The sequence below is a fragment of the Pseudorhodoplanes sp. genome, from assembly GCF_059499825.1.
Window position 1 is genome coordinate 24,972 of record NZ_JCABZI010000011.1, and the last position, 11,870, is coordinate 36,841.

The 11,870-nt window shown below is 61.4% G+C and carries 12 protein-coding genes and 1 tRNA gene; 2 read left to right on the plus strand and 11 right to left on the minus strand.

All coding sequences use genetic code 11. The features are described 5' to 3' along the window. Positions 1-221 precede the first annotated feature (221 nt). The 4 genes from clpP to AC5I5I_RS16195 form a co-directional block, all read right to left on the minus strand. Positions 222-857, minus strand: coding sequence for an ATP-dependent Clp endopeptidase proteolytic subunit ClpP (gene clpP, locus AC5I5I_RS16180; RefSeq protein ID WP_495974851.1), 636 nt, complete (start codon positions 855-857; stop codon positions 222-224). A gap of 99 nt (positions 858-956) precedes the next feature. After that, positions 957-2,312: a trigger factor gene (gene tig, locus AC5I5I_RS16185; RefSeq protein WP_495974853.1), complete on the minus strand. Its 1,356-nt coding sequence runs from the start codon at positions 2,310-2,312 to the stop codon at positions 957-959. 123 nt (positions 2,313-2,435) lie between these two features. Continuing rightward, positions 2,436-2,520 (minus strand) — tRNA-Leu (locus AC5I5I_RS16190). Positions 2,521-2,673: 153 nt separating this feature from the next. Further along, positions 2,674-4,176 carry an NAD(P)H-hydrate dehydratase gene (locus tag AC5I5I_RS16195; RefSeq protein ID WP_495974855.1) on the minus strand — a complete coding sequence of 501 codons (1,503 nt, stop codon included), beginning with the start codon at positions 4,174-4,176 and terminating at the stop codon, positions 2,674-2,676. Positions 4,177-4,417: 241 nt separating this feature from the next. On the opposite strand from AC5I5I_RS16195, the gene AC5I5I_RS16200 reads away from it, so the two are divergent. Beyond that, positions 4,418-4,756, plus strand: coding sequence for a P-II family nitrogen regulator (locus tag AC5I5I_RS16200; protein ID WP_325709020.1), 339 nt, complete (start codon positions 4,418-4,420; stop codon positions 4,754-4,756). Positions 4,757-4,807: 51 nt separating this feature from the next. After that, the gene (gene glnA, locus AC5I5I_RS16205) at positions 4,808-6,217 is read left to right on the plus strand and encodes a type I glutamate--ammonia ligase (protein ID WP_495974857.1); all 1,410 of its coding nucleotides are present in this window, start codon (positions 4,808-4,810) and stop codon (positions 6,215-6,217) included. 101 nt (positions 6,218-6,318) lie between these two features. On the opposite strand, the gene AC5I5I_RS16210 is transcribed toward glnA, so the two are convergent. The 7 genes from AC5I5I_RS16210 to AC5I5I_RS16240 all read right to left on the minus strand — a co-directional run bounded on the left by AC5I5I_RS16210 (position 6,319) and on the right by AC5I5I_RS16240 (position 11,867). Continuing rightward, entirely contained in the window at positions 6,319-7,293 is a 975-nt protein-coding gene (locus AC5I5I_RS16210) for a Bug family tripartite tricarboxylate transporter substrate binding protein (RefSeq protein WP_495974859.1), read from the minus strand. Positions 7,294-7,318: 25 nt separating this feature from the next. Next, positions 7,319-8,311 carry a Bug family tripartite tricarboxylate transporter substrate binding protein gene (locus AC5I5I_RS16215; protein WP_495974861.1) on the minus strand — a complete coding sequence of 331 codons (993 nt, stop codon included), beginning with the start codon at positions 8,309-8,311 and terminating at the stop codon, positions 7,319-7,321. Between the two features lie 215 nt (positions 8,312-8,526). Then, positions 8,527-8,760, minus strand: a complete 234-nt coding sequence (locus AC5I5I_RS16220; RefSeq protein ID WP_495974863.1) for a hypothetical protein — start codon at positions 8,758-8,760, stop codon at positions 8,527-8,529. 51 nt (positions 8,761-8,811) lie between these two features. Then, a complete protein-coding gene (locus AC5I5I_RS16225) occupies positions 8,812-10,065 on the minus strand; it encodes a GGDEF domain-containing protein (protein ID WP_495974865.1) in 1,254 nt (417 codons plus the stop codon). 288 nt (positions 10,066-10,353) lie between these two features. Next, positions 10,354-10,839, minus strand: coding sequence for a 30S ribosomal protein S9 (rpsI, locus tag AC5I5I_RS16230; RefSeq protein WP_495974867.1), 486 nt, complete (start codon positions 10,837-10,839; stop codon positions 10,354-10,356). A 2-nt stretch (positions 10,840-10,841) separates the two neighbouring features. Further along, complete coding sequence (rplM, locus tag AC5I5I_RS16235) at positions 10,842-11,303, minus strand: 50S ribosomal protein L13 (RefSeq protein ID WP_495974869.1); 462 nt, start codon at positions 11,301-11,303, stop codon at positions 10,842-10,844. A gap of 111 nt (positions 11,304-11,414) precedes the next feature. Continuing rightward, a complete protein-coding gene (locus AC5I5I_RS16240) occupies positions 11,415-11,867 on the minus strand; it encodes a PaaI family thioesterase (RefSeq protein WP_495974871.1) in 453 nt (150 codons plus the stop codon). Positions 11,868-11,870: the final 3 nt, after the last annotated feature.

The following is an 11,870-nucleotide window of genomic DNA, read 5'->3' on the forward strand; positions in this document are numbered from 1 at the left end:
GACAATCAAGAATCCATTAACGATAACCGGCACCTGTTCCCTGAATCATGTGCCGATCCGCGTCGATTCGTGAAGCCTGAGAGACAGATGGCCGCTGAATGCCTTGTTGAAACAAGGTTCCGATCGCAAAGCAGCGGCCTCTTTAGGACCATGGTCTCAATCCTGAGCCCAAACGGACCACGTAACGGCCGGCCCACCCTGCCCGACCGGCTGAACTCTGATCAAGATTTCGGCGCCAGCGGATCTTCATTCCGCTTGTCGATCACCTTGTCGACCAGGCCAAAATCCCTCGCACCCTCCGCGGTCATGAAGTAATCGCGCTCAAGTGCGTCCTCGATCTTCTTCAGCGGCTGGCCGGTATGCTTCATGTAGATTTCGTTCAGCCGCTTCTTCAGATTGATGATCTCCTGCGCGTGCAACATGATGTCGGTTGCCTGCCCCTGAAATCCACCCGACGGCTGATGCACCATGATGCGCGCATTCGGGAGCGCGAACCGCAGGTCCTTCTCGCCGGCTGCCAGCAGCAGCGACCCCATCGACGCAGCCTGTCCGATGCACAGAGTCGACACCGCCGGACGGATGAACTGCATGGTGTCGTAGATCGCCATGCCCGATGTCACCACGCCGCCCGGCGAGTTGATGTACATCGAGATTTCCTTCTTCGGATTCTCCGCTTCCAGAAACAGCAACTGCGCGACGACGACCGTCGCCATACCGTCCTCGACCGGACCGGTGATGAAGATGATCCGTTCCTTCAACAGCCGCGAATAGATGTCGTAGGATCGCTCGCCGCGGTTGGTTTGCTCGACCACCACCGGCACGAGATAATTCATATAGGTATCGACCGGATCTCTCATCGCATTCTCCAGCGCCCGCGAATCGCAGCGCATGCTTAGCACGGCCCGGCAGTCTGAAGCCGCCGGGTTTCGCTTAGGTAAACCGCTTCAGCGATTTCGCTAGGCCGCCTTGTCGTCGTCGTTCTTGTACAATTCCTCGCGCGGCACTTTCTTGTCCGTCGTCTTGGCCAGCGCGAGAATGTAGTCGGTCACCTTGTTCTCGATCAGCGGCGCGCGGATGCTGGCGATCGCTTCCGGGTTCGTGCGGAACATCTCGATCAGCTCTTTCTCGCGGCCCGGATACTGGCGAACATGCTCCATGATCGCACGCCGGACTTCGTCTTCGGTGACCGTGATTTCATTCTTGCGCGCAATCTCGTCGAGCAGGAGCCCGAGGCGGACACGGCGATCGGCAATCCTGCGATATTCCTCGCGCTCCTTGGCTTCGGTCGTGTTCTCGTCCTCGAAGGTCCGGCCGCTTTCCTGCATTTCGGAGTTGACGGTCTTCCACAGGTTTTCGAATTCCTGCTCGACCAGCGCCGGCGGCAATGGGAATTTATGCCGCTCGTCCAGTGCGTCGAAGAGCGAACGCTTGACGCGCTGCTTCGACACCGAATCGTGCTCGCGCTGAATGCGTTCGCGGACGGCCGCCTTCAGTTTGTCGAGCGAATCCAGGCCGAGCGACTTTGCAAATTCGTCGTCGATCGCAACCGTGCCCGGCGTCTCGATCGATTTCGCCGTGGCGTCGAACACCGCTTCCTTTCCAGCGAGTGTCGGCGCCGGGTAATTCGCCGGGAAGGTCACCGTGATCTTCCGGTTCTCGCCGACGCCGATCCCGATGAGCTGGTCCTCGAAACCCGGGATAAAGGTGCCGCTGCCGATCATCACGGCAACGTCCTCGGCGGAGCCGCCCTCGAAGGGGACGCCGTCGATGGTGCCGACAAACGAAATGGTGACGCGATCGTCCTTCTCGGCCTTGGCGCCTTCGGCCTTGGCGGCGAAGGGACGGTTCTGTTCGGCGATCCGCTTGAGGCCCTCATCCACCTCTTCATCGGTGGCTTCGGTGGTCAGCCGGGTCAGTTCGACGGTGCCGAAATCGACAATCTCGATCGGCGCCAGAATTTCCATAGCCACGGTGTAGGCGAGGTCCGATTTGCCCTCGATCACCGCCTCGACCGCCTTCTCGTCCTCCGGCAGCGTAACCTTCGGCTGCATGGCGAGCCGGAAATTGTTGTCGGCCACGATCTTGGCATTGACGTCGCGCATAGCGGTCTCGATCGCTTCCGCCATGGCCGAACGCCCATACATTTTGCGCAGATGCGCTGCAGGGACCTTGCCGGGCCGGAAGCCATTGACGCGCACCCGCCCTTTCATCTCGTCGAGGCGTTCGCTGACCTTGGTGTCGAGTTCGGTTGCGGGAATGACGACACGGAATTCGCGCCGCAATCCATCGGTCAGGGTTTCGGTCACTTGCATGGATAGACTAGGCTCCTCGTCGCCGCGCCAACGGCTGTCGCTGACATGTTGAACGTAATCGTTTCCGAGAAACGGGTCCCACTTTTCGGGATCACGTTCGAATGAATTTCGGCCGGCCTCACGTGGTGCGGGCGGAGGGATTTGAACCCCCACGACTTGCGTCACTGGAACCTAAATCCAGCGCGTCTACCAATTCCGCCACGCCCGCGCGTTTGGGCACCGCGCGGCAATATTCGGCCGAGCGGCGCGGCTTATATCACGGTGCCTGCGAAGCGCACGAGAAAAATGGTGGCAACCGCGCCTGTGTGCAACGGGCGTCCAAAACGTAACCAGCCGGCCCTCGCCGTTCGGTGGGCGGCTCTCATTGCGCGGAAAAGGTCGCGAACAGACGGCGGTAGACGGCTGGCACCGCTTCGCTCAGGTCCTCCGCGATCAGGCCAGGACCGACCGCGTTGCCGGCCTCCCCGTGCAGCCACACCGCCGCACAGGCAGCGTCAAACGCCGGCATATGCTGCGCACGTAGTCCGCCGATAAGGCCGGCCAGAACATCGCCCGAACCTGCGGTTGCAAGATACGGAGGCGCATTGTTCGAGATGGACGCTCGCCCGTCGGGCGCGGCCACAACGGTGTCAGCACCCTTCAATACCACGACCGCGCCTGTTTCATGTGAAGCAGCAATCGTCTTCTCAAGTTTTTGATTAACTGAAGAATTTCCTCGTATATCATTAAACAGTCGAGAGAATTCGCCCTCGTGCGGCGTGAGGATTGCTGTGGATAGCTTTTGATTCGCCAGGATTGTAAAGAGCTCTTTCGGGTTTTCCCCAAAGCTCGTCAATGCGTCGGCGTCGAGAATTAGGGCCCGGTTTCCGGTCGCAGCCGCCCTTACCTTGGCCCGCATTTCGGATCCGACGCCGCCTCCCGGTCCCAGTACAACCGCATTGATCCGCGGATCCGCCAGGAGCGCGGACAGGCCGTCGGCACCCTGCGCCTCGCGCACCATCACCGCAAGAGTCGCCGCCGCGTTCACTGCCAGAGCACTCGTCGGGCTTGCAATGGTGACGAGCCCTGCCCCGGCCCGCAATGCGGCGCGCGCCGCCAGCCGCGCCGCGCCGGTGCCCGGAAGTTCGCCGGACAGGACAACCGCATGTCCCCGGGAATATTTGTGATCCGCTGCGTTCGGGACCGGAAAGCTCGGTCCCCAGCAGGCGGGGTCGTTGACCGATAAGTGCGGCTTGATCGTCTGCAAAACCGTCGGCGGGATTCCGATGTCGGCCACCGTTATTCGTCCGCAATGCATGCGCCCCGGCAGCAGCAGGTGCCCGGGCTTGCGACGGAAAAAGGTTACGGTCCCGTCGGCACGGATCGCCGTCCCCATCACGGTCCCGGAATCACCCTGAATGCCGCTGGGCAAATCGACCGCGATCACATGGGCGCCCGATCGATTGACGGCGGCGATTGCGTCTGCCGCCTCGCCCTCCACCTCGCGCGAAAGGCCAGCCCCGAACAGGGCATCGATCACCACCTCGTTGGGATCAAATTCCTGTACGCTCCAGCGGCTCACCGGGCCGCCATAGCGTGCGGCCATGGTGGCCGCATCGCCGGACAGACGTTCCTGCTCCGCCAGCAGCACCACCCGAACCGTAACCGCGCGCTCTTGCAGAAGCCTCGCGGCCACGAAGCCATCGCCGCCATTGTTCCCGGGGCCCGCCAGCACGGTCACCGGTCTCGCGCCTCGATAGGCAGCCGTCACGCTGTCCGCGACGGCCCGGCCTGCTCTCTCCATGAGTTCCAGGGATGGAACCCCAGCCCTCACCGCGATCGAGTCGGCCTGGCGCATCTGATCGTTTGTCAGCAGCTCAAACATCGCGCAGACGCCTTGCTTTCATACGGGTGCCTCGGCTGACAACAGCGAAAGCACATAAAGTAATCATTTTGATCATTTTTTGGGCTGGCATTGGTGCCCGAGCCATCACGCAATGGTGGTAGCTCGCCCAACATATTGGCGCTGCGCCCGATTTTGCCCTTTTATCGATTGGCATAAGACCTGCTAACAATCGGGTGCTCTGCCGGCCAGCCTCTGGCCGTCGGACCGGGAGAGGATTCGCATGAAGAAGATCGAGGCCATCATCAAGCCCTTTAAGCTCGACGAGGTGAAGGAGGCGCTACAGGAAGTAGGACTGCAGGGCATCACGGTCACCGAGGCTAAGGGATTTGGCCGGCAGAAGGGTCACACGGAACTCTATCGTGGTGCCGAATACGTGGTGGATTTTCTCCCCAAGGTGAAGATCGAGATCGTGCTCGGCGACGACATGGTCGAGAAAGCCGTCGATGCGATCCGCCGGGCCGCGCAGACCGGACGCATCGGCGACGGCAAGATCTTCGTCTCCAATATCGAGGAAGCAATCCGGATCAGAACGGGGGAATCCGGATTGGACGCGATCTGACATCGCTCTGGTTCACGACCCGTATAATTTGCAACTAAGGAACGCGTTAAAATGACGACCGCCAAAGACGTAATGAAGATGATCAAGGATAACGACGTGAAGTACGTCGATTTCCGGTTCACCGATCCGCGCGGCAAGTGGCAGCACGTGACGTTCGACGTATCGATGATCGAAGAAGACACCTTCGCCGAAGGACAGATGTTCGACGGCTCGTCGATCGCCGGCTGGAAGGCGATCAATGAATCCGACATGAACCTGATGCCGGATCCCGCGACCGCCTGCATCGATCCGTTCTTTGCCGAAACCACCCTCGTCCTGGTCTGCGACGTGCTCGAGCCGACGACCGGCGAGCCTTACAATCGCGATCCGCGCGGCATGGCCAAGAAGGCCGAAGCGCTGGTCAAGTCGATGGGCATCGGCGACACCATCTTCTTCGGACCCGAAGCCGAATTCTTCGTGTTCGACGACGTCAAGTTTTCCGCCACGCCCTACAATACCGGCTTCCGCCTCGACTCGATCGAGTTGCCGACCAATTCCGATACCGATTACGAGTCGGGCAATCTCGGTCACCGCATCGGCACCAAGAAGGGCTACTTCCCGGTACCGCCGCAAGATTCGGCCCAGGACATGCGCGGCGAAATGCTGGCCGCAATGGCGAAGATGGGCGCCAAGGTCGAGAAGCACCATCACGAGGTGGCATCGGCCCAGCACGAACTCGGCCTGAAATTCTCGCCGATGACCTACATGGCCGACCAACTGCAGATCTACAAATACTGCATCCATCAGGTCGCCAACATCTACGGCAAGACCGCAACCTTCATGCCGAAGCCGATCTACGGCGACAACGGTTCGGGCATGCATTGCCATCAGTCGATCTGGAAGGACGGCAAGCCGATGTTCGCCGGCGACAAGTATGCCGGCCTCTCGGAGATGTGCCTGCATTACATCGGCGGCGTCATCAAGCACGCCAAGGCGATCAATGCCTTCACCAACCCGACCACGAATTCCTACAAGCGCCTCGTGCCGGGTTACGAAGCGCCGGTGCTGCTGGCCTATTCGGCTCGCAATCGCTCTGCGTCCTGCCGCATTCCCTATACCGAAAGCCCGAAGGCCAAGCGCGTCGAAGTGCGCTTCCCCGATCCGCTGGCCAATCCGTATCTCGGCTTCGCGGCGCTGTTGATGGCAGGCCTTGACGGCGTCAAGAACAAGATCAATCCCGGCCAGCCGATGGACAAGGATCTCTACGATCTGCCGCCGGCCGAGTTGAAGGAAATTCCGACGGTGTGCGGCTCGTTGCGCGAGGCGCTGGAAAGCCTCGACAAGGACCGCGCCTTCCTGAAGGCGGGCGGCGTGTTCGATGACGATTTCATCGACGCCTATATCGAGCTGAAGATGACCGAGGTGATCCGTTTCGAGCACACCCCGCATCCGGTCGAATTCGAGATGTACTATTCTGCGTAAGCGTGCGTGTTCCTCCCAACATCGCGCAAGCGATGTAACTCAAAGGGCGCCCTTTCGGGCGCCCTTTTTTCTCGGTTCGCAGATGAGGTCCGGCTCGCTCGCTATTCCGCTTTCATGTTCGCGGCCTTCGCCACGCCGGACCACAGATCGAATTCGGCCTTGATCAACGCGGCGGTCTCCTCGCTGCCTGACGCCAGAATCTTCACGTCCTGGGGCGCAAACTTCTTGCGCAGGTCGTCATTCATCAGCGCCTGACGCGCGTCACGTTCGAGCGTTGCGAGCGTCGCATCCGGCACGCCCGATGGCGCCAGCAGAACGAAAAAGGTCACGAAGTTGAAATCCGGATAGCCGGATTCCGCGATCGTCGGCAGATCCGGCGCGAGCGACGAGCGCTCCTGTGACGACACCGCAAAGCCTCTCAGCCGCCCGCTGCGCACATGCTGGATGACGCCGGCGGTCGCCACGAATCCGACCTTCACCTGTCCGCCGAGCAGATCGGTGACCAACGGTGCATTGCCGCGATAGGGCACCGGCGTCATGACCGGAAGTCCGGTCTTTAGACGGAAATATTCCATCGCCAGATGACCGGGGCTGCCGTGGCCAGCATGCGCGTAGCTCATCGGTTCTTTCTTCGCGAGCGCAATGAAGTCGGCGAGTGAATTCGCCGGCACCGACGGATGCACGACCAGCATCTGACTTGTCGAAGCCATGTTCACGACCGGTTTGAGATCCTTCAGCATGTCGATCGACATCTTCGGATAGACATGTGGATTGACCGACAGCGTCGTGCCGAGAGCGGCAAGCAATGTGTGCCCGTCGGGCTCGGCCTTCGCCACGAATTCGGCACCGATATTGCCGGCAGCTCCCGGCTTGTTCTCAACCACGATCGGCTGCTTCAGCGATGCCGACATATTCTCGGCCATGGCGCGCGTCAGCAGATCAATCGGTCCGCCGGGCGCGAGCGGCACAACGATCCGGATCGGTTGGCTTGGGAACGATTGAGCCCCCGCCATGGTGACTGAAACGGCAAGGATCAACGCGCCGGCTGCGGCCGGCAAAATCATCCGTAACTTCATCCTATTGTCTCCTCCCTTTGATTTTTTATTTATCGACGACAGCGCCGCTGGCCTTGATCGGGCCGGCCCATTTATCGATCTCGGATTGCACGAACGTGCCGAGATACTCGGGCGACGTACGGTCCGACGAGACGATGCTCGCGCCGAGCTTCTGCAATTGTCTGCGAATGTCTGGGTCTGACATGGTCTTGAGCGCCGCGTCATGCATCTTCGCGACGATCGGCGCCGGTGTGTCCTTGGGAAACAGCAGAGCGGTCCAGGTATAGGCCTGGATATCCTTGAAGCCTTTCTCATAGGCGGTCGGCAGATCGGGCAGAACCGGCGAGCGATCGCGCGACAGCGTCGCGATCGCCTTCACCGTGCCGGCCTCGATCTGCGGCACAGCGGTGACGATGATCTCGCACAGGAAGTCGATGCGGCCGGCCTGCAGATCCTGCATCGCCGGGCCGGTCCCCTTGTAGGGAACGTGCTGGATATTGGTGCCGAGCGCCTGGTTGAGCAGGATGCAGCCCAGATGGGTCGCGGAGCCGGCGCCAGCCGAGCCATAGTTCATCTTGCCCTGATTGGCTTTCGCGTAAGCCACGAATTCCTCCAGCGAATTGACCGGCAGATCCTTGCGCGCGATCAGCACCAGCGGGATTTCGGCAATCAGGTTCACCGGCGTGAAATCGGTGACCGCGTTGTAGAGCGGCGTCTTGTACAGCGTCTGCGAATGCGCATGGGTCGCGATGGTGCCGAGGATGGCGGTGTAACCGTCGGGCGCGGCACGCGCGACGCGGTTGCCGCCCATCATGCCGCCGGCGCCGGGGACATTCTCGATCACCACCTGCTGGCCGAGTTCCTTGCCCATGCGTTCGGCCATGACCCGGCCGAACACGTCGATCGGTCCGCCGGCCGCGGCCGAGACCACCATGGTCACCGGACGCTGCGGCCAGTCCTTGGGCTGGGCATGGCCGTCGCCAATGCTGCCAAGCGTCATGCCTGCCGCGACGAGCAGCGCGGTCATTCTTGCGGTCATGTTCGGAAGTCCATCGTTGCGTTGAGTCTCATCGACTCAACCATTCGAAGGCACCGGCTGCAAGGGTCCGGCGGTCGCGAACGCCAGCGAGCCGGCGACGGCGACGAAACGCATCAGGTTTTCGATGCCTGTTTCCGGCAACCGCTGCCTGCCATCGCTCCGGCCGTCCGGGCGCTGACGATCAGGGCAAGCCGCGCAGACGCGCAATGTGAGAACTACCAGACGAGAGGCAACGCGATCAGAGCTGCCGCGCCTGCCAGCAGACAGGCAATCCAGGGTCGCGTCTGGCGCCACAGCGAAGGCGCATAGGCCCCGGCCTGGCGACGCTCTGCGATCAGTGCGTGTTCGTATTCGTCGGAGGAGAAATAGCGGCATCCCATCGCCGAGCCGGCACGTTCGGCGTCATGTGCCAGGGCCTGCAACGCCGGATGAAGAGATGCGTTTGCCATGCGCAGAGACTAGAACCGGCATGGTAAACAATTCCTTGCCGGCACAATCGCTCAGGCCGGAACCGCGGAGATTTCGGGCTGCCGTACATCGGCGTCGGTCGCGCAGGCCATATCCGGCAGGCTCGGCACTGCCGGTGCGAAATCGCGTACCTCGCTGTCCGTGCAGATGCGGTTACGCCCCTTTGCCTTTGCGGCGTAAAGCGCGCGGTCGGCGCGCGCCAGCATGGTCTGGATTTGCGCCACATCGGCCAGCGATTCGGTGATGCCGATGCTCACCGTCGCATTCATCGCGTGTCCGGCAATCTCAACGCCGCTGACCTCGAATGCGGCTCGCACACGCTCACCCACCATCAGGGCCGTCTCGCTGCCGCCGGGCAGGATCGCGGCAAATTCCTCGCCACCGAGCCGCCCGACGATGTCGTGCAATCGCATATTGGTGCTCACCGTCGCCGCGAAAGCCTGCAAGGCGTCGTCGCCGGCCTCATGGCCAAACCGGTCGTTGATCGATTTGAAATGATCGAGGTCGAACATCATGACCGTCACCGACTGCCCCTGCTTGCGCTGGGTCTCGAGCAGCTTCTCGGCGGCTTCGAAAAAGCCGCGCCGGTTGAACAGACCGGTCAAATGATCGCTCATCGCTGCTGTCTTGTGGACGAGCGCCGAATGCTCCTTCGCCATCACCACAACGATAAAGGCCGTGCCGACGACATAGAGAAGGGTCAGCAACGCAAAGAGCGGGAAGAATCCGTTGCCGGTGACAGGCGCCGCATTTGTAAACAACGTCGTCGTCAGGATCGGCGACAGAAAGATCGCGCCATGCAGCAGCGGAATCGACAATGCTCGCGCCCTCGCCGCCTTGCTGCCGCTCCTGATCTTGCGTCGTTCACGGCGCAACTCGATTGCCGTAAGCACGGCGTAGGCCGTGATGATCAGTGACGACAGCACGACGCGCGCATTGTCCCATTGCATGATTTCCGGGATGCGGGTGACGACGAGCCAGACGACCGCGCCGGCAATGGCGCCACCCACCGACGCCTCGCGCCCGTGAAACTTGCGCGCGCCGCTCCAGATCAGACCGCAGCAGGTGAACAGCAAGGCGCTCGCCAGATCGGTGCCGGCCGCCGGCAGGACCTCGGGGCTGACGCTCCAGAGCGCCACCGCGAAACCGCCCATCAGATAGGCTGCGGCCCAATAGCCGAGCGCGCGAACCGACCGGTCCTGCAGCCACAACATCAGAAGGAACAATCCCAGAAGGGCAGTGATACAGGTCGACACCAGGAACAGGGTCGGCATATCGAGCGGCATGGAAGCTTCCCGCATTCTGCGACACTACGCGCCGATCCACGGCGGATTCGACATCTCAACTTTCCGTCGCCTCAATAGCCGACCGGATGTTGTCGCACGCTTTCGCGGGGCCCACGCATTTTCGGTAAAAACGCCAATAAAAAAGGGGCCAATTGGCCCCTTTTTCGATGCAAGTTCGGTTCGTTTTCGCGACACTTGGTCTTGCGCGCGATCCGCAGATCAGCCTGCGCAATCTGCGTAAACTTGATTGCGCCGCAAAACCGGTTCCCACTTTTGCAGATCGCGCGCCTAGCGCTTCGAGAACTGGAACGAACGGCGGGCCTTGGCGCGGCCGTACTTCTTGCGCTCGACCACGCGGGAGTCGCGGGTCAGGAAACCGCCGCGCTTCAGCGGCGGACGCAGGTCCGGCTCGAAATAGGTCAGGGCCTTGGAGATGCCGTGACGCACGGCGCCGGCCTGGCCGGACAGACCGCCACCCGACACGGTGCAGATGACGTCATACTGACCGGAGCGGTTCGCCGCCACGATCGGCTGCTGGATCATCATGCGCAGCACCGGACGCGCGAAGAACTGCTCGACCGGCTTGGTATTGACGACGATCTTGCCGGAGCCGGGCTTGATCCAGACGCGGGCGACGGCGTTCTTACGCTTGCCGGTGGCATAGGCACGGCCCTGGCCATCGAGCTTCTGGACGTGCTTGGGCTGCTCGGCGGCTTGAGCGCCTTGCGACTTAAGAGCCGAGAGGCCTTCGAGGGATTGAACGGATTCGGCCATGATCAGGCTGCCTTGTTCTTGCGGTTCAGGACGCCGACGTCGAGCGGCTCGGCCTTCTGGGCTTCATGCGGATGCTCGGCGCCGGCATAGACGCGCAGGTTGCCGAGTTGCTTGCGGCCGAGCGGGCCGCGCGGGAGCATGCGCTCCACGGCCTTCTCCAGGATCCGCTCCGGGAAGCGGCCCTCGAAGATCGACTTCGCCGACCGCTCCTTGATGCCGCCGATATAGCCGGTGTGATGGTAATAGTTCTTCTGCTCGCGCTTGCGGCCGGTGAAGACGACCTTTTCCGCATTGATGACAATGACATTGTCGCCATCGTCCATATGCGGGGTGAAGCTCGGCTTGTGCTTGCCGCGCAGGCGCATTGCAATGATCGAGGCGAGCCGGCCCACAACGAGGCCGGAGGCGTCGATCACGATCCATTTCTTCTCGATGTCGGCGGGCGTCGCCGAATAGGTTTTCATGACGATGGTCCGGGGGTTTGAGTTGCGCGGTTTCTAGGAAATCGGCCGCCCAGCGTCAATGCGATTTCGCATGAAAAAGACTAGTTATATCAGCATCTTGTAAAATAGGTTTTATATTACCTTAAGCCAAGCTCCGGTTTTCGGTGGGATCGAATAGGTCGAGGTGACGTGCGCCACCGGCTCGTCCGTCCCGTCCGAATGCAGCGAAACCTCCATCACCGCCAGCCGCTTGCCGAGTTTGAGCATGCGGGCATCCGCGATCAGGTCGCGCTGCTCCGGCCGGCGCAGGAAATTGATGTTGAAATTGATCGTAACGGCGAGCGCGACCGGGCCGATCGCCGACAGGACGGCGAGATAGAGAGCGAAATCGGCCAGCATCATCATGGTCGGACCGGAAATGGTGCCGCCGGGGCGGATGAATTGTTCGCTATAGGCGAGCCGCACCACGGCGCGGCCATGCTCGACCTTGTCGATCGTCAGCCCGCTTTCAGCATGGAAGGCCTGCGGAAATTCCCGGGTCAGGAACTCTTCCAGATCGGCAATGCTCATCACCGGTTTTGTCATTCC

Bases quoted from the DNA above. Each gene is read 5' to 3' on its own strand.
- AC5I5I_RS16200 (WP_325709020.1), top strand. From the start codon at position 4,418: ATGAAGAAGATCGAGGCCATCATCAAGCCCTTTAAGCTCGACGAGGTG.
- AC5I5I_RS16220 (WP_495974863.1), bottom strand. From the start codon at position 8,760: ATGGCAAACGCATCTCTTCATCCGGCGTTGCAGGCCCTGGCACATGAC.
- glnA (WP_495974857.1), top strand. From the start codon at position 4,808: ATGACGACCGCCAAAGACGTAATGAAGATGATCAAGGATAACGACGTG.
- AC5I5I_RS16210 (WP_495974859.1), bottom strand. From the start codon at position 7,293: ATGAAGTTACGGATGATTTTGCCGGCCGCAGCCGGCGCGTTGATCCTT.
- AC5I5I_RS16195 (WP_495974855.1), bottom strand. From the start codon at position 4,176: ATGTTTGAGCTGCTGACAAACGATCAGATGCGCCAGGCCGACTCGATC.
- AC5I5I_RS16225 (WP_495974865.1), bottom strand. From the start codon at position 10,065: ATGCCGCTCGATATGCCGACCCTGTTCCTGGTGTCGACCTGTATCACT.
- rpsI (WP_495974867.1), bottom strand. From the start codon at position 10,839: ATGGCCGAATCCGTTCAATCCCTCGAAGGCCTCTCGGCTCTTAAGTCG.
- AC5I5I_RS16215 (WP_495974861.1), bottom strand. From the start codon at position 8,311: ATGACCGCAAGAATGACCGCGCTGCTCGTCGCGGCAGGCATGACGCTT.
- AC5I5I_RS16240 (WP_495974871.1), bottom strand. From the start codon at position 11,867: ATGACAAAACCGGTGATGAGCATTGCCGATCTGGAAGAGTTCCTGACC.
- tig (WP_495974853.1), bottom strand. From the start codon at position 2,312: ATGCAAGTGACCGAAACCCTGACCGATGGATTGCGGCGCGAATTCCGT.
- rplM (WP_495974869.1), bottom strand. From the start codon at position 11,303: ATGAAAACCTATTCGGCGACGCCCGCCGACATCGAGAAGAAATGGATC.
- clpP (WP_495974851.1), bottom strand. From the start codon at position 857: ATGAGAGATCCGGTCGATACCTATATGAATTATCTCGTGCCGGTGGTG.